Source organism: Priestia sp. MDV22-iso46, from assembly GCF_058629175.1.
Window position 1 is genome coordinate 1,266,052 of record NZ_JBZVWT010000001.1, and the last position, 24,946, is coordinate 1,290,997.

A 24,946-nucleotide genomic window follows, 5' to 3' on the forward strand; every position below is an offset into this window, starting at 1 on the left:
ACATGCCATATTTGCTTTGTATTTCTAGTGTATGGTTAACTAGTTCCTACCTTGTACCCTACGTATGACCCAGAAACCAGACTTAAAACGCTGGTTTTTCTATTATAACGAGATTTTAAAATGAGATATAATATGTCTTTTGCTAGCTAGTGAAATCAAAAGTAAAAAAAGACTCCTAGGTGGAGTCTTTTTTACTCATTTTAATTATGCTACTTTATGAACGTTAGCAGCTTGTGCTCCACGTTGGCCTTGTTCGATGTCAAACGTTACTTTTTGACCTTCTTCTAATGATTTAAAGCCTTCACCTTGAATAGAGCTGAAATGTACGAATACATCGTCTCCGCCTTCAATTTCGATAAAGCCGAAGCCTTTGTCTGCATTAAACCATTTTACTGTACCTTGTTCCATAATAGTGCCTCCTGGTGTGGAATAGTCCACACTTGTATTACTACCCTTGTCCAACCATACTATCTTAAGATGAAAATTTCTATGGAAGAGATTTCTCTTCTCTCAATCCTACACCGAACAAAAATAATTAATCTAAGCGTAACACACAGAACCGAAGATAGCAAATACAGAAAAATAGATAAAATTTTAAAATGGAAATATATGTATCGCATTAAGAACTAATTTAAGGTTTACTAGCAGTACATAAATTCAATGGACTTTCACCATTTTTGCACCTCTGTAGATTACTTACAAAATAATAAGCGCATTAAGAAACCTGCTGTTTTTGTGTATATGAAATTTTTCATAAAATTGATATCTTGGGCATAATACAGGATAGACACTTGGTAGAGGGGGGATTGTGTGAGACTGAAGGATGGAAACTTTTATACAGATAGTAGAACCAATAAGGTATATAGATTAAATGAAGATAACAAAGGAAGTTGGTACCTGAGTACTCATGATGATGAAGATAATAATCAAATGTCAAGAACTTCAGGGCGTAACATGATGAAAATGTTAAAGAGTTTTTATAACAAAGTGAACGACAGTTGAAAATTTACAGCTCTGGAAAACAGCATAAAAAATATAAAGCTAGCTTAACACAGCTAGCTTTATTTCTAATTTATAGAGCTAGTTATCATAATGTTTTTTGGGGATTAAGCAACAATACTAACAAAAAATTTTTAGCCTTGCCATTGGGAATCACCTATTATTTAATTTCGATTGCAGAAGCCTTGTTGTCCCAATCGGATGCCATAATACCATTTCTATATTGTTTTTTGAAAAATCATCTATAATTGATATTGTTTTAATCTCATATTGAGATATATAATAAAAACAAGAAAAAGAAAACGCTTTCTATATTTAAATACATTGTTACTTCTCAAACTATAAGGAGGATTTAAAATGAGCCAAGTGGAAAGAAATTCTAAAGTGCAGAAATTAGTTGAGTATCAAAAATTCAATGAAGAAGAAGTTTCGAAGATGACAGATCCGCAGGTTGAATATTATCACTGGCTCTATTTTGATGATTCCGCTTATGATTATATGTAACTCAATTATAAAATAAGAAAAAAGCACAAAAACGTTTGGTTCCAACGGGTTTGTGCTTTTTTCGTTTCTTTAATTATGCGATTACTCGTTTTTAACACCATTTCCTGTGACAACAAAGTGAGGGCTGCCTTCCTTCCGGTTGAAAAGTCTCCAGAACTCACTATATTCATCGTCTTCTGACGTATTCGGAAACACCTCTAATAAATAACCTTGAGATAAAAAGATCTTTAGCCCTCCTACTTCGTCCGAGTCAACTCTTTCTACAATCGTGTGTTCGTTTATATCTTCTATAATCGATTCAATTCGTTCGCTTATTTTCCCCTTCTCTTACTTCGCTGATTGTCTTTATAAATTCACGCTCAGTTACTCCTAGATAGGAGTCGGAGCGACGAACATACACAATCCTGAGGTTTCTGTAAGGTTCAGGTATTGGAAAGAGTTGTACTAACCCTTCTCTCTCATATCTCTCCGCTAATGACCGGGCTATAAGTGTCACACCCAGACCAGAAACTACTGTCCCCATAATCGTTTCAAGTGTAGCAAATTCCATAATTTTTGGTGATATTATTTGTTCGTCTTTTAACCACTGCTGTAGTCTTTCTCTATATTGGCAGCCTTCATTAAATAAAATGAATGGTAAGTGTAGTAACTCTTTGGCAGACTGAATCTGCTTCTTCCCTTTTTCATTTGCACTGCATACAAGTACAATTTCTTCATCAAAAGCCGGAATTTGATCAAGCGTTGACACATTTACTGGTTCTGCTACAAATGCCCCGTCTAACTGAAACTTAAGAACTTTCTCTATTAATTGTGTACTTACTCCTGATACTAAAGAAATATCCACATTTTTGTGCTTATTATGATAGGAAGAAATGATTTCAGGAAACCCTACTACCGTTTCAACTAACCCAATACATAATGATCCAACAAGGTTACGCTCATCTTGAAATGCTTTCTGTATTTCATCCATCAGCCGCATCATTTGTTCTCCATATGTTAAAAGTTTTCGACCTTCTACATTTAATGTCATTCCTCGTCTGTGACGATGAAACAATGGGTGTCCAATTTTTCGTTCAAGAGACCGAATACGTGCTGTTACATTTGGTTGGACATAGCCTAGCTTATCAGCGGCAAGGCTTACACTGCCGTATTCTGCTACAGCCATAAATATGCGTATATCTTCTACTTCCATAAACATCCTCCTTTCCACTTACATTCATTTAGGTATTAATAATAGTGATATCTACAATCATTTATCATTATTTTACAAGGTATCAAGCTCTAGATAAAATAATGACATCTGAGTGCTACTGCAATTATTTAGTAGCAATTACGTAAAGTTCTTAAAATGAGGTGACTGAAAGGAGGAAATCTGATTGTTTTATTTACTATTGTTTCTTGCCATCATCTTGGAGGTAATCGCAGTATTTTTTCTTAATCTTACAAATGGATTCACAAACTTTGTTCCTACTGTTTTCGCCATACTATTTTATTGTTCTTCAATTGCTGCTTATATGCTACTTAACGCCAAAGGTGAAGTAGGAGTAGCAAGTGCTTTGTATGCAGGAGGAGCAACTGTACTTGTTGTTGTCACAGGTATTATCTTTTTTGATGAAACTATTTCCTTATCTAAAATTTTAGGTGTTTCTCTTATTATAATCGGTGCAGTTTCTCTTAACATTAAAGGGAGCTCTAAAGAAAGAAGGACAGCGTAATGGGATACGTATTTTTAACGATTGGCTTAGTTTTAGGCATTGCAGGGCAAATGTGTGTAAAACTATCTAAAGGCTTTAGACAAACTGTTCCCACGATAGGCGCATTTCTACTCTTCATTGCTTGTATTTATTTTATTTCTCTAACGACACACTATTTTGAAATGGGAATCGTTTTTGCTATATGGGCAGGGCTGACGATTGTTAGTACAACGCTGTTAGGTATTTATATATTTAAGGAATCAAAAAACAAAAGAAAGATTATCTCGGTTACTCTTATTATTACAGGTGTTATTATACTGAAAGCTTTCTAATAAAAATAAGATAAATAAGGCCCTTACTTAACTTATAAGTAAGGGCACCAATGCAACACGGTCCATCTCTTCTTCTAATTCATGTATTCGTTTTGATAATACACTTTTCAATTTCACAGCCTCTACTAGAGAAATTTTAGACATAGATCAAAGCTCCTTTATTCATAAACTTAATTTTTACTATTTTATTGTTGTAATACCTTCTCATATAAGGAGGTGTTGTGCCACTTCCGCCATACCCTGAGACACTGCTGCGATCTACTTTATAAGACATTACATAGTGTCCTTTTCGTTTCCCTTTGGTCCAGTTTTCTTCAAAGGTCACAAGGTATAACTCTTTATTTATTTTTTTAGTACGAGTGCTTCTTTGAACGTGATATCCCTCAAACGTTCCTTTCCATGTTCCAACTGTATCAGGAAATAAATCAATATCTGTTCCTTCACCAGTTGTCGCAAACTCTATGGCATCTTCTTTGGTAAATGGCGGAAGACTAGGTGATATCGCTTCTAATATACTCCAACTGAGAAGTAAAAGAATAAGAGGTATAATTAGCAATACTTTTGTACTTTTTTCCCTGTCAATTCTTCTTTCTACCCACCAATCTATACATGCATATAACATAGCAGCTGCCATCCCGTAATAAGCCAAATATGTATCTTGAAAAAACAAACCGTTAATTAAGCCTAATATGCCGTGGAAGAAGACAAATAGCCACCTCATGTTGGGAAGCCATTTCTTTCGAATAGCGTCCAGTATAACTGAGACAAAATTTCCGTATACAGCAATAACTGCACCTACATAAAAAAGATATACAAGGAACCACCCTGCCATGTCATTTCCAGTATGATACGATAGTTCTTCTCCATCAGTTAGCTGTTGAACCAGACCTGTTATTGCCAAAAGGTAAGCTAAAATAAAGCTTGTAGAAAGAGTTGTTATCGTCTTTCTCAAAATCACATAATCTTTTTCACTTTCCATAAAGGGTACCTTTTTCTATATATTTTATATTAAATCATATTTCGTCATTTAAAGGCGACTTACAAACAAAAAATTGTGATTGATACTATTTATTTTAGTGGCTTTGTTATAGTAAAACGTTAATCACAGAAGTACATATATTAAACTGATTTGTGTTAAACTGTTACAAGCTTAATACTTTGAAAAAGAAAGGCCGAAAAAAACATGACACAAACGAATACAGCATTTCGTGATGCGCTTATCAAATCACTGCGAGGTGAAAGAGGTCACCTTCCGACGATTAACGCAATAACTGATATTAATATGAAGCTTGCTTCACATAAACAAGAGGAATTACCTTATTCTATTTATCAATTAGTGAAGCATATGAGCTATTGGCAAGACTTTTTACTTGCCCTTGCTAAAGGAGAAAACCCCGAAAAACCGAAAAGTGTGAGTGAAAGCTGGCCCGAACATCCAGCTCCGTCTGATAAGGAAGAATGGAAAAAGACGATCCAGCATTTTTGTGATGGAATTGACGAAGCTTGTCACTTAGCTGATACATTAGCAATCGAAGAACCTCTGGATGCTTGGCCAAGTGAGACCCCAGGGGGCTTACTGCGTAATATTGCTTCTCACAACAGCTATCATCTAGGTGAAATTGTCATTATGAGAAGATTAAACGGAGCATGGCCACCGCCAACAGGAGGCTTTCCTGCTTAATAAAAACCGATTGAGACACAATGATTGGCAGAAATAAAGCCCTAAGAAGCGTCGATTAGACACTTTTAGGGCTTTATTTTAGTTATGTGCTATTACCTTTTGTTTTATCTATAAATCAATCGATTACTGAATTCGATTTTCAGCACTCTAAAAATCTTTGTCTTCGTGCAATTCGTTACCTATAAGAATAATGTGTCGGACGAAACAAGTCTTCTTCTGCATTTCTGACAATTGAAAAGTGTACAACATTGTAATGAACATGTAAACTTTCACTATGATGCTTTATAATTTGTTCCGTACTTAAACCTGTTACGGCTCGCTGCTGAATGCCCACCCCATTGATCGTAGCTGTTTTGACTGCACTATCTATACAGTGTTGTCTCTAAATTTATGACAAGCTCAGTGAGCAACTTAACGAATGTTCTTTACCCCTTGGTCTTTTAACTAGTTCTCCTCCACAGTTAGGACAAATATACATCGCGTTCTCACTACATTTATCACAAAATGTACATTCATGTGTACAGATATAAGCAACAGAGCTATTATGGAGTTTCTTATTGCACTTTTCGCATGTATTTCTCATTTCCAAAGCCATTAAATCCCTCCTTTTGATATAATTAAATTGTATTCTATAAATTTCTTTTTTTACATATGTTTCTTATTGTATTCCTAAGTAATAACTTTAATATGGACGGAAAACCTATTATTTTAATTTATAATTTAAAGCGGGGTATGTTTTATGGATGAAATTGACAAAAATATATTACTACATCTACAAGAGAATGCTCGTTTGTCCGTTACACAGTTGGGAAAGCTGGTTGGTTTATCTACCCCTGCTGTTAATGAAAGGGTAAAAAAACTTGAAGAAAAAAATATAATAGATGGATATAGAGCAATAATTAATCCTGAAAATTTTAACAAACCTGTAACTGCTTTTATTTTATACAGCAATACAAAATGCAAGCAATTCGTAGAATATTGCAAAGAACACCCTGAAGTTATCGAATGTCATCGTTTGGCAGGTCAATACAACTACTTAGTAAAAGTTTTAACTAATTCCGTTCAATCTCTTGAAACATTCATTGATGAATCTATGGCTTTTGGGCAGCCATCTACATTGATTAAACTTTCTTCACCAGTTGTTTATAAAGCAATAAAGTAGATTATAATCTACTCTTTTTTTATCACTAAATCTATTTAAGGTAATTCTATTATAAGAAGAACATGTTCTGTTGATAGCCGCCTTTTTAACTGATCAGCTAGCAGGATTAGAAGTGCATAGAATTTACAATTGCAGCTATCATACTGTCTGTTCTCGGCAGGTATTTTTCTATACGTTTATATGTTACAATAGAGAAAGAACATAAATTTAAATTATATGGTCTCTTTGTACCCTGGGTTTCCTTATAATGGAAAGAGGTACTTTTATGAATATACTTGAAATAAAAAAAACGCTTTATACTCTTGTTCAATACGAGGATAGTGCTATTACTCATACCATTCCTGAAGTACTGGAATTGTCGTATTGTAAAACATCTAAGATTTTTCAAATCACTACACTTACTGATCAAAAAACCTTAAATTATAACGATTATGATATAGATAACGCTTCTAAAGCTTTATACAAAATTTTAAACTGAAGAAAGCGATTCAATGATTCTTCTATCTTTTATTCAACAAACGTGCGATTGCACAATATGTTATTTTAAGCAAAAGAAACTCCTGGTATATGTTCAGGAGTTTCTTTTGTTTTTCTAATGTATACAAGATACAAATCTAATTTAAAAACCTCACTTAAAAATATTTAAAAGAGCATGAAACCGTAAAAGACGATGTCACTATTCCTTTAATTAGAAAATTCCTCTGAAAGGTTTAGCACCACCTAAAGATTCATATAATATGTATCTTTAAAAACGTAAAAGTTGCTTTAGTTATTTTCATTTTACAGGTTATTTACTAGAAGTAATTCCTAAAAAATGAAGTGCATTTTTTACAGTAGCCATTGTCGGGGTAGAATCTAAATTAATACCTAGCTGTACAGCAGAGCGAGATAATTCTGGTCTTAATCCTGTTAAGATGCATTGCACTCCAAGTAGTGACATAACGCTATTAATTTTAAAAAGATGCTCCGTTACAATTGAATCCAATGTATAAATACCGGAAAAATCTATAATTAAACAATTTATATTTTGCGTCTGCACTTTTACTGGAACAGCCATTAAAAGTTGGTTTGCTCTTTCCTCATCTATGGATCCTACTAAGGGAAGTACAGCGATTCCCTCTAAAAGAGGAACAAGGGTTGTAGACAGTTCATTTATTTGCTTTATTATTTCTTTTTGTCTTGTTTCACTCTCTTTTTTTACTGTAATATCTCTCACATAGGTTTGGATTACTTTTTTATCTCCCAGCAGCAAGGGATGACAATATAATTCAACATTAACAGTTGTCCCGTCCAATCTAAATATGGTTTCCTCAATGAGCTCTGCTGGGCGTTCATAAGCAGATTGGATTCTTTTCCTTATTGCTGCTTTAGATGTTTCTTGAAATATATCTAAGGGACTTGCACCTATAATATCTTCCCTTTTCCCTCTAAAAAAATGTTCAGCTGCGTGGTTAACATATATAATCTTATGATTTGAATGAATAATGAGTGGATCTAACGCATATTCAATGACTTCCTGATAATCAATACCCGAAATGTTTTCATTCATAATTTTCACTCCTTAATATGAAGGTTAGACTACTATTTCAAATTTATCAAGGGTTCAATTGCTTGTTTAAGATCTTAAAAAACGATAATAAAGTTTCTTTTGAAGTTATAAATAAGAAATAGTAAGAAAATAGAAGATTAAAAGGTCGTCTGTCCTTTACAGAACAAAAATAAAAACAGCCCTTAGAAATGAATTCAAGGGCCCTCTCTGCATTTATTTAAATCATACTTTCTCACGAGTTAAATCATGGTGTAAGGCTGTATCAGGAACTGTAGGATTAGGATAATTTATTTTCACTTCAAACGGGAATTCTTTTTGATGACGAAATATATTAATTCTTCTTTTAGATCATTTACAGAGTTTTATCTTTTCCCCTTTACCCTATTCTCATTTGAATGAATCGTTTGATCTCTATTTCTTTTTCTTCTACTAAGAAAATAGATAATAAAACCTACTAAAACTAATAAAGTAATTAGAAGGATACTTGTAGGAAAGTATAACGTCCCTATGTGGATACCAAAAAATTGAATCATTATCCTTTCACCTCCATATGAGATTAGTAAACGACTCTAGTAATATACTTGCGTTCAGTATCTTTCCGATTCATAAACCCTTCGTACAGAAGAACAAATATTATATATAAAGCAACATGCTAGTATGATTTACTAATAGTTCTCGATCACTTAGTTTCTTCGAAAGTTATTGCAAGGAAAAATCATTACACATCTTTTTTTGCAATAATGATTATACGTTCTTGTTTCATTTCACCGACACATTGTTTAGCTTCTTCTTGGGTTAAGCCTAACGAGGCCATTTTAGAATGAAGTTCATCTTCACGAGAAAATAACTTATTAACTGCAGATTCAAAAACTCCTTGTTCAGAAGCTCGATATTCTTTTGTATTTGTTGTATTTGTTAAATATTCCGAGCGCTCTTTATTATAGGTCAATAAATAAATTTCACTTTTACTAAACCCGTTGGCAAAAAACTCTTCAATAAACTTATTTGCCTGACCACTATTTTCTGCTACTTTAATTTCCTTCACTATTTTCTCCTCCTCTATCCCCATAGAATATGTCGTTCTACTAATAGGTGTATCCTTCAGCAGCCAATTAAAACCAATTTATTCAGATATGGGATAAAAGACTATAAAATATCATCTGAATATTGTATAAAATGGGGTAAATTATCTACTTCTAAGAGAATAAGATATAGACTTCTTTTCCTTTGTAGAAATATCGAAAGAGAACTTTTTATGTAACCTTGAAAAAATTCCCCCTCTATTGTCAGAGGGGGAATTTTAGTTCACCTTTCGCTAAATCTAACGCTTTATCTGCCTTTTTTAAATCGTGATTTACTTGTTCTTCTACATCATAGGCATGATACATTTCATTATCAATCATATATTGGGCAATCTTTTCATGAAGCTCGATGGCTTTATCTAATTGCTTTTTTAATACCTTTCGAACTTCAGGCGTCGCCGTTTCTGTAAGCGCTACCGCATATGTTCGTACACCATTCTTAGCTGATAATAATAAATCAGTCGCGATAGCAAGATCATCTAACGTTTTAGTAAGAGTACTTTTAGTGGCCATTTTTCTACCCCTCCTATTTATTGAGCTTTCTTTAAGATTTTTTTCAATTCTTTAATCGCTTCAGTAGATGTTTGAACATCTTCTTCAAGAATCTTTTTTAAATCCTCATCCTCTACCAATTCCAACATCGCTGTTCCTTTTGTTACACATGATGTTTTAAGCGTTAAGATTTCATGAACTTCTAGCGTTTCGTGCATAGCTAGTCCCTTTGCCATGTTTGCATCCTCCTTGTCATTTTTTTGACTTGTGAATTATATTCCCAAATCATTTCCATTTAAACAAGTATTGATTATTTTTTTGAAATTTTAAAAAGAGAAACAGGAATATTAAAACTAACAAAAATAATAAATAAAATAATCCGGTTCGCTTGCGCAATAGTTTCAATTAAAAAGTGCGTTAACCCGGCTTGGATTAACGCACTTGATCGTTACGCTTGAAACAACAAAACTCACTTTTCTATAGAATCTAAACATCCTTTTAGATGCTGAAATGAGGATCCATTTGGACGGAAAGAGTAAGGATGATTGGTAAATTAAGGCTGATCATTACACTCAATTACCTTCTAGACCGATGATTTTTCTGATGGCTTATTGCCCGGTGCAAACCAACCTAATAGAGCAATACCAACTAATACTCCATAGAAAATTAGAGTCCAGATAGTGCTATGAGGAAAATGAGGATCTAAGACACCAATATCTTTATGCGCAAAAGTAATAACAGCAAGTTTCACCCCTACCCAGGCAACAATGGCGTATGCTGTCGTTTCTAGAGCAGGTCGCTTTTCAAGGAGTTTTACAAACCAGGTCGCTGCAAACTTGATTAAGATAAGACCTGCAATCCCTCCAAGAACTACAACTGCAAACTGCCCTCCGTCCATACCACCGATTTCTCCAAACTGTGAATCCGGAAGTCCGAGAGCTATAGCAACCGCAGCTAAAATAGAATCAATGGCAAAAGCTAGGTCGGCTAACGCAATTTTTCCCACCGTCGGCCAGAACCCTTTTCCAGCAGACTCCTTTTCATCATCATTATGAATATTCTCATTGTGTTTCCCAAACCGTGCCTTAATGACATGCTTTAAACCTAAATACAGAAGATAAGCTGCTCCTATCGCCTGTATCCACCAGACGTTGGCGATAAATGAAATGGCAAAAAGAGCTCCAAATCGAAAAATAAATGCCATAAGAATTCCGTAATTAATCGCTCTTTTCTTCTGATCCTCGGGTAAATGTTTAGCTATAACTGCTAGTACAAGAGCATTATCAGCTGATAATAATCCTTCTAACCCGATTAGAATCAATAATGCCCATACGTATTCGAGCCAAATAGATTCCATCCATTTTTCTCCTTTCCAAAATGTAAGCTGTTATACTAAAGGTTTTGTTTACAATAGAATAACCATATATGCTACAGTAAACTCTAAAAGATAAGATTTTCATTTTTTTAACACTAATCAACAATTGAACATCTCTTAAGATAAACATAAACATAAACACGAGTTCCAGTATGTCAGTAAATAGTTTATGTCAACATACTTACATAGGTTAGAAAGTCACCCTATTATTGTTATGCCCTTCCCCTTTTCTCAAGAAGTACCTGTGAACAATAAAAAAAACCGGCTGTAACATATTAACCAATATGTTACAGCCGGTTTTTATAGTGGAATAAGAAAATTAATTAGGACTAATCCCTACCCAAAAAAGATCCACTAGAGCCTGAGCCGTTTTTTCAGGGCCTCCTAATTCTGTAATTAATTCTTTTTTGTTCCGAATCATTGTTACCGTGGAAAATGTATGCGCAAGCAATCTGGGACTTGCTACGACGATTTCTCCGCTGTTTGCAGCTTGCTTGAATACGTTCTCTAATGCCTCATGTATCGCTTTCTCCGCTTCACGAATTTCATGAATATGACCTTCTGTAAGCGAAGAAGTCGCTTCTTGCAATAATGTTTCAAAATCAATATGCGGTCTTTTTAAATGATCCAAGGTTACCTCATATAATCTGTGTTTCAGCCCTTTGGAGTTTTGTAATAATTTCTCTGTCTGTTTTGTGATACGTTGGAACATACTTGATACCGAAACGGTAAACAAAGTTGCCTTATTTTTAAAATAGTAGTAAACGCTGGCCTTGGTCACATCGCTTGCTTCAGCCACTTGCTCCATTGAAACTTTTTCGTATCCATATGCCATAAAGAGATGGGCAGCTGTTTTTAAAATTTGCTCTCTTGTTATATTATTTTCAGTTGTTATTTTAGGTCTGCCAGGCTTTTTTTTCGGCGTCTGATTCGTATTCATAAGGGCCCTCCTTCTAGTTCAAGAAATTGGCACATTTAAACTAGTTGATTAATTAACCTTCTGGTATATATAATTATTGAAGGTTCTATATATATTGTAATAGAAACAAACAGATTTGGAAATGAGGGAGAATTAATGAAAGAATCACCTTTAGCAACATTCAGCCGATTGATGACTGGAAAAGTGAGTCGTTGGGTTGTTATTGCCGTATGGATTCTGGCAACTGCAGTTCTAACAATTGCTTGGCCTGCCGTTAATAAAACGGAAGTGAACAATGCACCAAACTTAAGTGAGAATTCACCTTCTGTAGAGGCTGAAAATCTCATAAAGAAAGAATTCCCTAACTCTTCAGGGGTTCCTGCCCTGCTTACATGGCATAAAGATTCAGGTTTGAATACCGATGACTTAAAATCTATTCAGCAAGTGGCGGCAGATTTAGAAAAGAAACCGTTAGAAGAACAAACGTCTACCCCGCCTTTGCACAAATTACCGTTAGCAGCTTTACAAAATATGATTTCGAAGGACGGTACAACGCTTGTACAGCCCATTTTCTTTAAAGAAAACGTTGAAACGGATGTACTAGAAAAAAATCTAGACACGATTAAAAAACAAGTAAAAGAACAGGTTTCATATGATTCTTTTGCTACAGATATCGATGCAAAAGATAAGCTAAGCACGCGCGTTACCGGACCTGTAGGAATTCAAGTAGATGCAACCAGCTTATTTGAAGGAGCAGACGTTTCCTTACTAATCGCGACAGTTTTATTAGTCTTAATTTTACTTCTTGTAATTTATCGTTCCCCAATTTTAGCGATTATTCCTTTAATCGGTGTAGGTTTTGCCTATGGGGTTCTGAGTCCGATTCTCGGTATTTTGGCAGATAAAGAATGGATTACGGTTGACTCGCAGTCCATATCCATTATGACGGTCTTGTTATTTGGAGCAGGAACAGACTATTGTTTATTTTTAATTTCTCATTATCGGGATGAGCTTCGCAAAGTAAAAGATAAGAGACAAGCACTTATTAACGCCTTTAAAGGTGCTTCAGGTGCTATAGCTATGAGTGGATTTACAGTTGTCATCTCTCTTCTGGCCTTGATTGTAGCAAAATACGGTGCTTACCACCGCTTTGCAATCCCTTTTAGCTTATCTATTCTAGTTATGGGATTAGCAAGTTTAACACTTATTCCCGCCCTGCTTTCGGTTATGGGAAGAGGTTCTTTTTATCCTTTCGTTCCTCGTACTCCTGAAATGGAAGAGGAATTGGCGAAAAAGAAAGGAAAACCGGTGCGTGACCGAAAAGAGAAAAACCGTTTCGGGAATTGGATTGGTAATGTGGTTACGACTAAACCATGGACAATCATTGTAGCTTGTCTAGTCTTTTTTGGAGCTTTGTCCATTTACTCAAGTCAAATCAAGTACACATATGATTTATTGTCTTCTTTCCCTGAAGATATGCCTTCTCGTGAAGGATTTACCATTATCTCTGATGCTTACTCTCCTGGTGAACTAGCACCGGCACAAGTAGTCATTGATACGGAAGGAAAATCGGTTGACCTTGAAAAAGCATTAAAGAAAAATCACCTTATTAGTACCGTTTCTGCACCTCAAAGTGGTACAAATAATGAGGATTTAAAAGTATATGACGTCACGTTTAATGTGAATCCATATAGTATAGAAGCAATGAAAGCTATTCCAGACTTGAGAGATGCAGCTGAAAAGGCACTGTCACAGTCCGGAGTTTCCGCAGTCAAATCCAAAGTATGGATCGGCGGTCAAACAGCTACACAGTATGACACGATGACCACGAGTGATAAAGACGACAGTATCATTGTCCCATTAATTATTATTTTCATATCGCTCCTGCTATTAGCTTACTTGCGTTCCATTGTAGCCATGCTTTACTTGGTTGGAACGGTTATCTTGTCCTACAGTGCAGCCTTAGGATTAGGCTGGCTCATTATTCACAACATCATGGGGGCAGATGCTATCCAAGGAGCGATTCCTTTATACGCATTTGTATTTTTAGTGGCGCTTGGTGAGGATTATAATATCTTTATGATCTCAAGCATCTGGCAGAAAAAGAAGCACATGCCATTAAAGCAAGCAATTAAAGAAGGCGTAAGCAAAACAAGCGGTGTTATTACATCAGCTGGAATCATTTTAGCTGCTACCTTCGCGGTTCTAGCAACACTGCCTATTCAAGTTCTGGTTCAGTTCGGAATTATCACAGCTTTAGGTGTTTTGTTAGATACATTTATTGTGCGACCATTCCTTGTACCTGCGATTACTACGGTTTTAGGAAAATTTGCTTTCTGGCCAGGTAAAGTTGAAATGGCACCAGAAAAAGAGCAGTAAATATTAAAGCCAAGAAAAAAGCAAAGAGAATATTCTCTTTGCTTTTTTCAGGATCAATTAAATTTTATGATAAAGACCAGAGAAATAATTTACCATTAAAAACATGCAGCTTTCTACACTTCTTTTAATATAGCCCTCACTTAAAGTGTTAATCTTTACTTGTATCTCATAAAAGCAGCTGTTTAGGATAAATTATTACTTAAGAAACGTATACTACTGGAGGTTGTAACTTGTTAATAGGTGAGATTATTCAGAAGCTAAATAATGGTGCTACTTATGAAGATATTGCTTCTTCCATGAAAATTAGGGAAGATATATTGAAAAATGATTTAAAGAAATTCGGATTTCACTATGAGAATAAAGAAAAAAAGCTGGTATTTACAGGATACGAATCTGAGTATGAGAATACACTTCGTGTTTGTTATCCTGATATAAAAGGACTTTCTATTTAACATTTCTGCTTTAGATATATAATTTTCCATCCTAAAAGCGTGGACTGCATTCAGCCCACGCTTTTAACTATCTTCATTTTAGTTCTCTTTTTAATACTTTACCTAGCTGGTTTTTAGGAAGTTTATCAATAAAATAAACTTCGGGAATTTTGTAGCTTGCTAGACGATCTCTACAATATTTTAGGATATCTTCTTTTGTTAAAGAAGCATGAGGATCTTTTACCACATACGCTCTAGGTTTTTCTCCATAAACTGGGTCTTCTACTCCTACTACAGCAGCTTCTATAACCATATCTATTTGCTCAATTATTTCTTCTACCTGATCAGGATAGATATTATCACCGCCATATACGATAACATCTTTATAGCGTCCCATAATATATAAAAAACCGTCTTGATCTACCTTTCCAGCGTCCCCCATATAGAACCAACCATCTCTAAGGACTTTGTCAGTCGCCTCTTGATTATGCCAATAGCCTTTAAAACAATAGGGGCTTTTTATAATAATTTCTCCAACTTCTCCTGTTTTTACTTCTTGTCCTGACTCAGGATCAATAATTTTTACTTCTACACCAGAAAGAGGCTTACCTGCTGATTCAATTTTTTCATTTCCCATATTTGGTGTCCATACACTTACTGTCCATGCTTCTGTACTTCCATAACCTTGTATCATGCTGATGTCTAATTTTTCATATTCCTTAATAAGATAAGCAGGAACTTTTGCCCCTCCAGCAATAGCAACCTTTAGTGAAGATTTCTTTGACCCTGCATTTTTCACTACTTCGAGCATTTGCATATACATAGAGGGAAACGCTAACATCATAGTGATCTTATGAGTTTCAATCGTTTCCCAAATGATTTCCGGTGTAGGATCTGACAACAGAAATAACCCCATCCCGTTGGAAACAGATTTCAAAATATTATTAATAGAACTCATATGATAAAAAGGATGCGAGGCAAGAAAACGACCATCCTCTTCATAATCGATTCGTTGACTAGATGGTTGTATATACGAATACACATGACCATGCTCAATCATACAGCCTTTTGCGTTGCCAGTTGTTCCAGAAGTAAAAAGAAGCATAGCTATGTCATCTTGAGAGACCTGTATATTTGGATTTAGTATAGAATACGCAGAAAAAATTTCATTATATTCTTCAACTGTCTCCACACTATTTTTTCTTCCTACTTGTAAAGTAATAACGTCATTTAATATTTCAAAATCAAAAGGAATAACCTCATGAAATTTTTGGTCGTAGAAAATAACTTTAGGTTGTGCACTATCTAAAATATCAATAATTTCATACTTCGTAAGCTGCCAGCTAATAGGAACCGCTACGGCTCCGATTCTTAATGCGGCTAGCAGAATGGTAGGAAACGGATGATTGTTTTGACAGAGAATTGCAATTCGATCCCCTTTTTTAACGTTATGGCTTAACAGGTAATGAGCGAGTTGATTGACACGTTCATTATATTCTTTAAATGTATGGAAAGATGTACTCCAAATTAAAGCCTCTTTTTCAGCAGATTGTGTAGCCCTTTGCTCTAATAGTTCTCCAAGTGTATACATGATAGCTCTCTCCTTTAATGATAATGACCAGTTTGAATCATATTTAAATGGTGCTTCATTCTAATTATTTTTAATTCTATAAACTACATTACCCATAATTAACGTTAACGCAAACGTCAGTTATGGGCGTTTGGAAAATTCATATCTTTTTAGCATGTAAAAGATACATATTGCTTATTCAGAGCAGACTATTCAATATACTTTGAAGCTTATGTTGAGGAGTTCATAGCGCTTTATCTTGTAAGATTCTTTTCTTTTTTAATTTAGCCCCCTTTTGCACCAGCTATTAAGTATGTTCTCTTTCTATGCGTCGAGTTAATTGCTAGTTGCACTCTCCATGTGAATAACAAAAGTCTTAAGAGTTATATTAATAAAAACGCTAAGATAATATAAAGCTTCTCTTCTTGCTATAGGATCTATAAATGACCATGGAGGAAAATATGAATAAAGTCTTTTTCATTTTTATGATTATTGGTGTACCTCTTTCAATTATTGGCAGCATTTTTAATTGGAATTATATTTTCATGTTCTTTATTTATTGTGTGACATTAATTAGTTTGGCTAATTACATCAGACGTTCTACTGAAAGCCTTAGCGTTGTAGTAGGTCCAACAGCAGGGGGATTACTTAATGCTACGTTTGGCAACGCTGCAGAAATTATTATTTCGTTTTTTGCATTAAGTAAAGGACTAAATACAATCGTCATTTCCTCCATTACTGGAGCAGTTCTCGTTAATCTACTTTTCGCGAGCGGAATATCAATGATTGTTGGAGGAATTCGATTTAAAAAGCAAAAATTTAGTGTGTTTAAAACACGACATAATACCTCCCTCTTAATGTTTGCTATTATCGTAACTTTTGTATTGCCATTTATCTTTGCAAAACGCCTGGATGATAAAGATATGCAGGTTCTATCAACTTCTTTTGCCATTGTGATGCTGACCATTTACCTGCTTGCTCTTCTTTTTAAACTTGTCACGCATAAGGGGATTTTTACTGGAAACGCAGAAGAAAATGGAGAGGAACCAGAATGGGGAAAAAAGAAAGCAATCGTTGTACTTGGACTGGCCACAATTGTACTAGCTTATATTAGTGAAAAACTTGTTGGCACCATTGAGCCAGTAGGTGCTGCCTTAGGCTGGAGTCACGTTTTTATTGGAATTATCGTTGTGGCCATAGTGGGAAGTGCTGCAGAGTACGTGTCAGCAATTGCAATGGCCTATAATAACAGAATGGATGTAATGGTGGAGATTTCCATTGGTTCAACCGTCCAAACGGCCATGTTTGTTGCTCCTATACTCGTTCTGTTCTCATACTTGTATGATTTCTTGCCTCTTGTATTTAATACAGCGGAAATGATTGCGATGATCCTTGCCGCTCTCATGACGGTGACCGTTGTGAACGACGGTGATTCCAACTGGTTCGAAGGTGTTTTACTTGTCGGTACCTACATTGCGATAGGCTTTAGTTTTTACCTTTTATAGAATTTTTTCAAGAAAAAGATGAAAATTTCAGCTTACATAAAGATAATGCCTGGTCATCTTTTTAAATCTTGATGAATAACATATACAAAAAAATTTGCTTTTTTTGCATGGTTTTCAACTTTAAACACGATTAAAATATTGCTGCATTGATAATATATAATGGTATATGAACGAGAAAAACGAGCTCTTATCTGCTAAGGGCTCGTTTTTTACATTTATTTCATCTGCCCTTACACATAAACATTAAAAATAAACAAAACACACAAACCTAAAACATATGTACATATTCTGACGCAAATGACATATTAATAGCTCGATAGTGCTAATAATAAAATTTAGAGGAGATGAGAGTGGGAATGGATAATTTTAATTCACAATCATCCACTGATTATTCAAACCCGCAAGTATGGAATTTTGTTTCGGCTCCTAATTTACATCCCATGAAGGTTACCATTAATGTTAATAAGCCTGGAACAGCTCCCGGCCTATTATTTGTTGCGCCCTATACGGTATATGAAGCAGCTATGATTGGCCAAACTGGGGCACTAATTATGGATCAGACAGGGAATCCAGTGTGGTTTAGACCACTTGCTAGTAGATATATCCAAAACACAGACTTTCGAGTACAAATGTACTGCGGGAACCCTGTTCTTACGATGTGGCAAGGAACAATTTCAGGAACTCAAACCGCAACCCCAAACCTTCCAGCAGGCGATCCTGAACCTGGTGCTTATTTTCAAATTATCAACCAGCATTATAAGGTCATTAAAAAGTTATTTGCTAAAAAAGGATTTACAGCTGATGTGCATGAGTTTACAATCACCAAACGGAATACGGCTTTGTTTACGGCGGTAAAACAAGTACCTGCGGATTTATCTAAGTATGGTGGACCATTACGCGGGTATTTTGATGATTACTCTATTCAAGAAGTAGACATTGAGACGGGAGAACTTGTCTTCTTTTGGAGTGCACTTGAACATATTAATCCAGCTGATTCAATGGTACCTGCTTCATCCGCGACAAGTTCTAATAATATATGGGATTGCTACCACGTAAATTCAGTCGAAGAAGGGCCAAACAATACACTTCTAGTGAGTATGCGTAATATGTGGGCCATTTATAACATTGATAAAGAAACGGGAAAGGTAATTTGGCAACTTGGTGGAAAACAAAGTGATTTTAAGCTTGGACCGAACGCTGTATTTTCTTGGCAGCATGATGCGCGCTATAGGTCCGAAAATAGGATAAGCTTGTTTGATGACGCCTGCTGCGCTTCTTCCACCTCTCCTCCTGAAGGACAGGCGCGTGGTTTAATTCTTCACTTAGATTATAAAGACAAAGTTGCAAGTGTAGATCGAACATATTATCATGACCCAGCTTTATATGTTCCAAGTCAAGGAAATGCGCAAAAGCTTTCCAATGGAAATCAACTCATTGGGTGGGGACAAGAGCCGTACCTTTCGGAATTTAGGAACGCGGGCAATACACGGAGAAACCCTTCATTTAATTTGTTATATGATATGCGATATCCAAATCAGAATCTTTCGTATCGAGCATTCAAAAATAAGTGGGTAGGTCTACCACTTTATCCGCCTAGCATAACGGTAGACTTATTGCCCGACGGTGAAGCTAAAGTTTACGCATCATGGAATGGTTCAACCGAAGCGGTTGCTTGGCAGGTACTAGCAGGACCAACACCTTTTAAATTAGCAGTAGTGGTATTTAGTACCCCTCGTACTGGATTCGAAACAGATATTCATGCTCAGGAAGTTGGCCCCTATTTTCAAGTAAAAGCATTAGACTCCTGCGGGAACGTCATTGGTACATCACCGACTACTTACGTAAAAATAAGACGAAATAGACGAAAGTGAGCATTAATAATCCTCTACTAGATTTTTAAAAATGTTCTTATGATGCCCCCTACTATCCCCTTAGGGCTATACATCCAGAGGCGTACATTACAAAAACATCCTCACCTAACTGAATGTAGCAAAAAATGTTAAGAACAAAGATTTGTTTGCTGTTATAGTGAACATAAGGTAGGTGGATGTAAATGAATTATGTAACTTGTATACAGAGAACGCTAGATTACATTGAGGAGAATTTGGAGACACAAATTACTTTAGAAAAGTTAGCAGAAATTGCTTATTTTTCTCCTTTTCATTATCACCGTGTCTTCCAAGCCATGGTTGGAGAATCAGTGATGGATTATGTGAGAAAACGAAGACTTACACGCGCAGCAGAACGCTTATTTTTCACAGATGAAAAAGTCATTGATATCGCACTTGATGTTGGTTTCCAATACCAAGAATCATTTAACAGAGCGTTCAAAAAGTTTTATGATGTTTCACCGAAGCAATACCGTAACGCAAGGAGAATATCTGGACCGCTGCGGGGAAAAGCCTACCTAACTACCACACTTTTGTCAGGAGGAAATAAGATGGAACCAAAGCTAGTCACTAAACCTGCTTTTTATGTCATTGGATATGAGCTAAAAACGAAAAACGAAGGTGGCCAGAATAATAAAGACATTCCTGAATTTTGGCAACAGTACATGCAAAATGGATTAGGCTCTAAAATCCCCAATCCCCTAAACGAAAACGCGGAGCTTGGCATTTGCACTGATTTTAATCCTGAAACGGGTGAGTTTGTTTATGTAATTGGCATGGAAGTAGAGGAAGGCACTCCAGCGCCTGAAGGAACAGTTTACAGAAGCTTCCCTGAACTAGAATATGCTGTATTTACTACACCAAAATCAAATGAAGAATCTTTTACTTCTTCCATTCAGTCCACATGGAATTATGTTTTTACAGAATGGTTCCCTGAATCAGGTTATGAGCACTACGGATCAATGGAATTTGAATTGTATGACAAAAGATGCTATGGTTCGGAAAACAAAGAGATTGATATCTATATTCCTGTGAAAAAACAGACCGTTAAAGCATAAAAGAGAGTACCCTTTCTTAATAGAGAAGTAATGTAAATAGAAATTTATCTATCATATTAAAAATATTTCTATACAAAAGCCCAATCTCTAAGCAATTAAATTTAGGATAGGGCTTTTTGTTATTTCACATTAGAAATTTTGAAATTCATCAACGTGGATATTTGCTTCCTTTACAATACCGATATAAAAAGCTCCAAGTATACAAAGCAATATGGGCTGCTTTTTATATCGAATTACTTAACTTTTTTTAAAATACCTCCTGATTTGTCACTGAATATAAAGTCATATTAGCTGACTAGCTTTGTCTTTCACCTAAACGCTCTAAAAGATCCTTAGCATTACTTTGATACCCAACTAATGCGAAAAAAGAAGATACTAAAGTTCCTACATGTACATATTTTTTACAAATTATAGAGACAATAACAGTGCTCATTGCATACACAAATATTCATTCATATAAAAGGTGGTAAAAAGTGCGACAAAGACATCTTCTAAGAGAATCTAAGGAAAAAAAGACAATAAATTATTCGGTAACTCCTCTATATGATGATGTAAATAAAAATATAGAGCGGTTATTGAACGAACTAGGAAATAGTTCTGATGTGTCATTTCGAATAGTGGAGTCTCCATACCAAAAAACGGTAAAAGCAGCTGTTGTCCACCTTGATGGATTAGCAGATGAAAACATTATAAATGAGAATATCATGACGCCTCTTATTCAGTGGCTTAAGGAAAGTAATCAAGTAGTAACCGTCAAAGAGATAGAAGAACAAATATCCCAGATATTAACTGTATCTCAATTGACTATAAAAGAGAATTGGCATGAATTTATGTCAGCCGTTTTAACTGGTGATACGGTCATACTACTGAATGGAAGTTCTAAAATTTTCATTGGCAATACAAAAAAACTTCAGTCCCGCGCAGTAACAGAACCAACCAGTCAAACTGTTGTGAGAGGACCCAAAGATAGTTTTACAGAGAATTTACGAACTAATACCTCCTTGATAAGAGCTAGAATTCAGGATTCTAATTTACGCTTAGACAGCATGAAAATTGGAAGCGTAACCCAAACAGATATAGGGATCATGTATATTCAAGGGAATGCAGATGAACGTATTGTAGAGGAAATCAAAGAACGTTTAAAAGAGATTAAGGTAGATGGGGTCCTTGAGTCGAACTATATTGAGGAATTTATCCGGGATGATAGGACCACTATTTTTCCACTTCTATTAAATACGGAACGACCTGATGCCGTTGTAGGAAATTTATTAGAAGGTCGAATTGCTATTATTGTACAAGGAACACCTTTTGTATTAATTGCGCCTGCTATTTTTTCTCAATTTTTCCAGTCTCCCGAAGATTATTATCAAAATGACTATATTTCTTCCTTTTTAAGGATCTTGAGATTTGGTTCTTTTTTTCTTTCTATGTATGCGTCTGCTATCTATTTAGCATTGATTACGCATCATCAGGGACTTATTCCAAACACATTAATGGTCAGCTTAATGGCTCAACGAGAAAGGGTTCCTTTTCCTGCCATTGTAGAAATAGTAGTGATGGAACTAGCCTTTGAGATGTTACGAGAAGCAGGAATTCGAATGCCTAGAGCAATTGGACCAGCAGTCTCCATTGTAGGAGCACTGATTTTAGGACAAGCAGCTGTAGAAGCAGGTTTCGTATCAGCAGCTGTTGTGATCATTGTTGCTATTTCTGCCATCAGCAATTTTACACTGCCATCTACTAGCATTGTCAATGCGGCCCGTGGTTTTCGGTTTATCTTGATTCTAATTTCAGCATTTATTGGCTTATATGGAATTTTGCTTATGACCTTATGTATATGGCTTCATATAAGTAGTCTAAGATCTTTCGGTATCCCCTACTTTTCACCTTTTGCTCCCTTGGATTTTAAAAAGCAACAGGATACTTTAGTTCGATTCTCTTTGCCATCTCTTTTAAAAAAACATCAAAATAAATAGAAGTCATATAAAGATGAATGAGGATAAAAAATGAAAACATACCTTTCACTTTTTTTGATCACGGCCATTTGTTTATGCATTTCAGGATGTTCAAATTATCGAGAATTAAACCAAATAGGAGTCATTATAGGATTGGGAATTGATGAGAATAAGAATTCGGAACAACCTTATAAAGTAACCTATCAGGTCATTAATCCAAGTGGTTTATCACAAGGCAGTTCGTCAGGAGGACAGGGTCTTCCCGTCATTAACTACACAGTAACTGCTAAAACGCTAGTTGAGGCATTAAAAAAAGCCTCCGTCGTCATTCCAAGAGAACATATTACTTCACATCTTTCGCTTATCGTTGTAGGTGAAAAGTTAGCAAGAAGTGACCTTAGCTCATTATTTGATGCTTTGGATCGAGGCAAACAAGCCCGTACCAGTATTCCAGTTTTTATTGCACGTGATGGGACTGCGGAAAAATTGCTTGGTGTGATTGAACCTTTTGAGGTTACTCCAGTTAAAAGCATCATAAGCACAAGTCAAAATGCTCAAAAAGTGTACGGAATAGTTAGCAACGTACAAGCATATGAAGTTATTTCTATGCTTGTGAGTGAGGGAAAAGAGTTATCTCTTCCTGGAATCAGCATTAACAAGCCCTCCCAGAACGGCGAAGAAGCAGGAAATTTAGAAAGTACCAGCCCAAGTGCGATGCAGGTAAAAGGATTAGCTATATTTCGAAATGGAAAGTTAGTGAGGTGGCTGGATGATGAAGAGGCTCGATCTATCCAGCTTGCTACGTCTAAAGTGAAAGGTACGGCTCTTGTTTTCCCTTGCAGTATAAATGGAAATAGCACACTTACAACGACTGGAATAAAAAGCAAAATAAAAACAAAAATCCGCCATGGACAACCTGTTATTCATACAGATTTGAACGTCATGGGAGAAATTACGGAAACATCATGCCGGAAAGATTTAAGCAACCCTAAAGTATTAAAAGAGTTGGAAAAAGAGGTAGAAAATGAACTACAAAAGGAAGTTACAAAGGCTATTACCATCGCACAAAAAGAAAAGTCAGACATATTCGGCTTTGGTGATAGCTTATCTCGAACCAATCCTAGTTATTGGGGTCAGCATAAACAGAACTGGGAGAATCTATTTTCAAGCGCTAAGATATCGATGAATGTGAACGTTAGTATTGTAAATACTGGCATGCGAACAAATCCTTATGAGGTAAATTAGATGAGGAGCTGAAAAAGCATTGACTAAAATAAAAATCGATGGATTTCAATTATTTTGTATGATGTTTATCTTTATATTAGGCAGTACGTTACTTTTAGATATTGGAAAGGCTGCTAGGCAAGATGCATGGATAGTCCCCCTTTTGGCTACTATTTTTGGCTGTTTACTGTATTTAGTCTATATCTCCTTATATAAGAAATATCCCAATATGCCTTTGACTGGCTATATCATTAAAATTTGGGGTAAATACGTAGGCAGTGCTATCAGCTTTTGTTATATTATCTATTTTGTTTATATTGCTTCCAGAGTACTACGAGATTTTGAAGAATTACTAATTAGCTCTTCTTACTATGTTACATCGATTATTACGCTGGGCATATGCATGACCTTTGTGTTAATTTATAGTATTCACTTAGGAATAGAAGCATTCGCACGAGTTACATGCTTATGTTTTGTTGTTATTTTACTGACTCTTTTTATATTAAATGTTTTGTATATAGTAGGAGGCTACATCAAGGTGGAGAACCTTCAACCCGTATTAGCGAATGGATGGGGAAACATAGGGAAAGAGTTAGTCCCTCTTGGCATTACTGTACCTTTCGGGGAATTGATTACCTTTACTATGATTCTTCCTTATTTAAATAAAAAAAGTCAGGCCGCAACAATTGGTTTGTCCGCCATTATAATAGGAGGAATTGTCTTAACCATTAATTCAATTATTCTTTTGTGTGTACTCGGACCAGAGACTGTTTTAAGATCCTCTTTCCCGGCTCTTACAGCTGTGAGTTACATTAACATAGCTAGTTTTATTCAAAGACTGGATACCTTTATTCTTATTCTCATGGTCATTTTAGGTTTTGTCAAAATAACCATCTATTTCTTTTGTGCAGTGATTGGCGCGGCTGATTTGTTTCGAATGAAACCTTCTGTTACAAACATTTATTTAATTGGCGGTGTTATTTTTTTCTCCTCACTGATGATTGCTCCTAGTTACCAAGCTCATATAAATGAAGGACTCAAAATTGTTCCTTATTTATTGCACCTCCCTTTTCATATAGCAATTCCCATCCTATTGCTGATTACAGCATATATAAAACAAAAAATAAAGCCTACCCTTTCATGAGA

25 protein-coding genes and 1 pseudogene are annotated in these 24,946 nt (G+C 35.5%); 14 read left to right on the plus strand and 12 right to left on the minus strand.

Translation table 11 applies throughout. The annotated features are described in order from the left end of the window. Positions 1 to 204: 204 nt before the first annotated feature. Entirely contained in the window at positions 205 to 408 is a 204-nt protein-coding gene (locus AC4NPH_RS06545; RefSeq protein WP_013056405.1) for a cold-shock protein, read from the minus strand. Positions 409 to 1,356: 948 nt separating this feature from the next. On the opposite strand from AC4NPH_RS06545, the gene AC4NPH_RS06550 reads away from it, so the two are divergent. Next, on the plus strand, positions 1,357 to 1,503 hold the full coding sequence (locus AC4NPH_RS06550) for a BH0509 family protein (protein ID WP_013056404.1): 147 nt from the start codon (positions 1,357 to 1,359) through the stop codon (positions 1,501 to 1,503). A 298-nt stretch (positions 1,504 to 1,801) separates the two neighbouring features. Here the strand turns inward: AC4NPH_RS06550 and AC4NPH_RS06555 are convergent, their stop codons facing one another. After that, entirely contained in the window at positions 1,802 to 2,695 is an 894-nt protein-coding gene (locus AC4NPH_RS06555; RefSeq protein WP_053487092.1) for a LysR family transcriptional regulator, read from the minus strand. 184 nt (positions 2,696 to 2,879) lie between these two features. On the opposite strand from AC4NPH_RS06555, the gene AC4NPH_RS06560 reads away from it, so the two are divergent. Both AC4NPH_RS06560 and AC4NPH_RS06565 read left to right on the plus strand, forming a co-directional pair. After that, on the plus strand, positions 2,880 to 3,218 hold the full coding sequence (locus tag AC4NPH_RS06560; RefSeq protein WP_013056402.1) for a DMT family transporter: 339 nt from the start codon (positions 2,880 to 2,882) through the stop codon (positions 3,216 to 3,218). Continuing rightward, complete coding sequence (locus AC4NPH_RS06565; protein ID WP_013056401.1) at positions 3,218 to 3,529, plus strand: DMT family transporter; 312 nt, start codon at positions 3,218 to 3,220, stop codon at positions 3,527 to 3,529. The genes AC4NPH_RS06560 and AC4NPH_RS06565 overlap by 1 nt, the downstream gene beginning before the upstream one ends. A 136-nt stretch (positions 3,530 to 3,665) precedes the next feature. Here AC4NPH_RS06565 and AC4NPH_RS06570 read toward each other — a convergent pair whose 3' ends face one another. Further along, positions 3,666 to 4,508: a hypothetical protein gene (locus AC4NPH_RS06570; RefSeq protein ID WP_063671187.1), complete on the minus strand. Its 843-nt coding sequence runs from the start codon at positions 4,506 to 4,508 to the stop codon at positions 3,666 to 3,668. A 204-nt stretch (positions 4,509 to 4,712) separates the two neighbouring features. Between AC4NPH_RS06570 and AC4NPH_RS06575 the strand changes: the two genes are divergently transcribed. Next, positions 4,713 to 5,210: a DinB family protein gene (locus tag AC4NPH_RS06575; RefSeq protein WP_013056399.1), complete on the plus strand. Its 498-nt coding sequence runs from the start codon at positions 4,713 to 4,715 to the stop codon at positions 5,208 to 5,210. Between the two features lie 175 nt (positions 5,211 to 5,385). Here the strand turns inward: AC4NPH_RS06575 and AC4NPH_RS06580 are convergent. Both AC4NPH_RS06580 and AC4NPH_RS06585 read right to left on the minus strand, forming a co-directional pair. After that, a pseudogene (locus AC4NPH_RS06580) lies at positions 5,386 to 5,589 on the minus strand (cysteine hydrolase); the annotation flags it as partial. A gap of 9 nt (positions 5,590 to 5,598) precedes the next feature. Further along, positions 5,599 to 5,805, minus strand: a complete 207-nt coding sequence (locus AC4NPH_RS06585; protein ID WP_081085204.1) for a DUF1272 domain-containing protein — start codon at positions 5,803 to 5,805, stop codon at positions 5,599 to 5,601. 144 nt (positions 5,806 to 5,949) lie between these two features. On the opposite strand from AC4NPH_RS06585, the gene AC4NPH_RS06590 reads away from it, so the two are divergent. Both AC4NPH_RS06590 and AC4NPH_RS06595 read left to right on the plus strand, forming a co-directional pair. Further along, positions 5,950 to 6,372 (plus strand): Lrp/AsnC family transcriptional regulator, encoded by a 423-nt coding sequence (locus AC4NPH_RS06590; protein ID WP_013082584.1) that lies wholly within the window; start codon positions 5,950 to 5,952, stop codon positions 6,370 to 6,372. A gap of 265 nt (positions 6,373 to 6,637) precedes the next feature. Beyond that, on the plus strand, positions 6,638 to 6,850 hold the full coding sequence (locus AC4NPH_RS06595) for a hypothetical protein (RefSeq protein ID WP_429582289.1): 213 nt from the start codon (positions 6,638 to 6,640) through the stop codon (positions 6,848 to 6,850). A 309-nt stretch (positions 6,851 to 7,159) separates the two neighbouring features. Here AC4NPH_RS06595 and AC4NPH_RS06600 read toward each other — a convergent pair whose 3' ends face one another. The 6 genes from AC4NPH_RS06600 to AC4NPH_RS06625 all read right to left on the minus strand — a co-directional run bounded on the left by AC4NPH_RS06600 (position 7,160) and on the right by AC4NPH_RS06625 (position 11,810). After that, a complete protein-coding gene (locus AC4NPH_RS06600; protein ID WP_057238217.1) occupies positions 7,160 to 7,921 on the minus strand; it encodes a PAS domain S-box protein in 762 nt (253 codons plus the stop codon). A 718-nt stretch (positions 7,922 to 8,639) separates the two neighbouring features. Beyond that, positions 8,640 to 8,966, minus strand: coding sequence for a YflT domain-containing protein (locus tag AC4NPH_RS06605; protein ID WP_013056395.1), 327 nt, complete (start codon positions 8,964 to 8,966; stop codon positions 8,640 to 8,642). A 241-nt stretch (positions 8,967 to 9,207) separates the two neighbouring features. Next, entirely contained in the window at positions 9,208 to 9,516 is a 309-nt protein-coding gene (locus AC4NPH_RS06610; RefSeq protein WP_491938667.1) for a spore coat protein, read from the minus strand. A gap of 17 nt (positions 9,517 to 9,533) precedes the next feature. Beyond that, positions 9,534 to 9,731, minus strand: a complete 198-nt coding sequence (locus AC4NPH_RS06615) for a hypothetical protein (RefSeq protein WP_013056393.1) — start codon at positions 9,729 to 9,731, stop codon at positions 9,534 to 9,536. 347 nt (positions 9,732 to 10,078) lie between these two features. Continuing rightward, a complete protein-coding gene (locus AC4NPH_RS06620; protein ID WP_335482229.1) occupies positions 10,079 to 10,852 on the minus strand; it encodes a TerC family protein in 774 nt (257 codons plus the stop codon). 337 nt (positions 10,853 to 11,189) lie between these two features. Further along, on the minus strand, positions 11,190 to 11,810 hold the full coding sequence (locus tag AC4NPH_RS06625) for a TetR/AcrR family transcriptional regulator (protein WP_013056391.1): 621 nt from the start codon (positions 11,808 to 11,810) through the stop codon (positions 11,190 to 11,192). Between the two features lie 135 nt (positions 11,811 to 11,945). On the opposite strand from AC4NPH_RS06625, the gene AC4NPH_RS06630 reads away from it, so the two are divergent. Then, positions 11,946 to 14,168, plus strand: coding sequence for an MMPL family transporter (locus tag AC4NPH_RS06630; RefSeq protein ID WP_491938668.1), 2,223 nt, complete (start codon positions 11,946 to 11,948; stop codon positions 14,166 to 14,168). A 230-nt stretch (positions 14,169 to 14,398) separates the two neighbouring features. Continuing rightward, complete coding sequence (locus AC4NPH_RS06635) at positions 14,399 to 14,620, plus strand: hypothetical protein (RefSeq protein ID WP_013056389.1); 222 nt, start codon at positions 14,399 to 14,401, stop codon at positions 14,618 to 14,620. 73 nt (positions 14,621 to 14,693) lie between these two features. Here the strand turns inward: AC4NPH_RS06635 and AC4NPH_RS06640 are convergent, their stop codons facing one another. Further along, on the minus strand, positions 14,694 to 16,190 hold the full coding sequence (locus AC4NPH_RS06640) for a class I adenylate-forming enzyme family protein (RefSeq protein WP_013056388.1): 1,497 nt from the start codon (positions 16,188 to 16,190) through the stop codon (positions 14,694 to 14,696). A 440-nt stretch (positions 16,191 to 16,630) separates the two neighbouring features. Between AC4NPH_RS06640 and cax the strand changes: the two genes are divergently transcribed. From cax to AC4NPH_RS06670, 6 genes are all read left to right on the plus strand, one after another. Further along, positions 16,631 to 17,674, plus strand: coding sequence for a calcium/proton exchanger (cax, locus tag AC4NPH_RS06645; protein ID WP_013056387.1), 1,044 nt, complete (start codon positions 16,631 to 16,633; stop codon positions 17,672 to 17,674). A 356-nt stretch (positions 17,675 to 18,030) separates the two neighbouring features. Continuing rightward, the gene (locus tag AC4NPH_RS06650) at positions 18,031 to 19,545 is read left to right on the plus strand and encodes an arylsulfotransferase family protein (RefSeq protein ID WP_308334246.1); all 1,515 of its coding nucleotides are present in this window, start codon (positions 18,031 to 18,033) and stop codon (positions 19,543 to 19,545) included. Positions 19,546 to 19,727: 182 nt separating this feature from the next. After that, a complete protein-coding gene (locus AC4NPH_RS06655; RefSeq protein WP_098314598.1) occupies positions 19,728 to 20,621 on the plus strand; it encodes an AraC family transcriptional regulator in 894 nt (297 codons plus the stop codon). A gap of 473 nt (positions 20,622 to 21,094) precedes the next feature. Beyond that, on the plus strand, positions 21,095 to 22,597 hold the full coding sequence (locus AC4NPH_RS06660; RefSeq protein ID WP_053487087.1) for a spore germination protein: 1,503 nt from the start codon (positions 21,095 to 21,097) through the stop codon (positions 22,595 to 22,597). A 30-nt stretch (positions 22,598 to 22,627) separates the two neighbouring features. After that, positions 22,628 to 23,821, plus strand: coding sequence for a Ger(x)C family spore germination protein (locus AC4NPH_RS06665; protein WP_098197161.1), 1,194 nt, complete (start codon positions 22,628 to 22,630; stop codon positions 23,819 to 23,821). A 19-nt stretch (positions 23,822 to 23,840) separates the two neighbouring features. Further along, on the plus strand, positions 23,841 to 24,944 hold the full coding sequence (locus AC4NPH_RS06670) for a GerAB/ArcD/ProY family transporter (RefSeq protein WP_013056382.1): 1,104 nt from the start codon (positions 23,841 to 23,843) through the stop codon (positions 24,942 to 24,944). Positions 24,945 to 24,946: the final 2 nt, after the last annotated feature.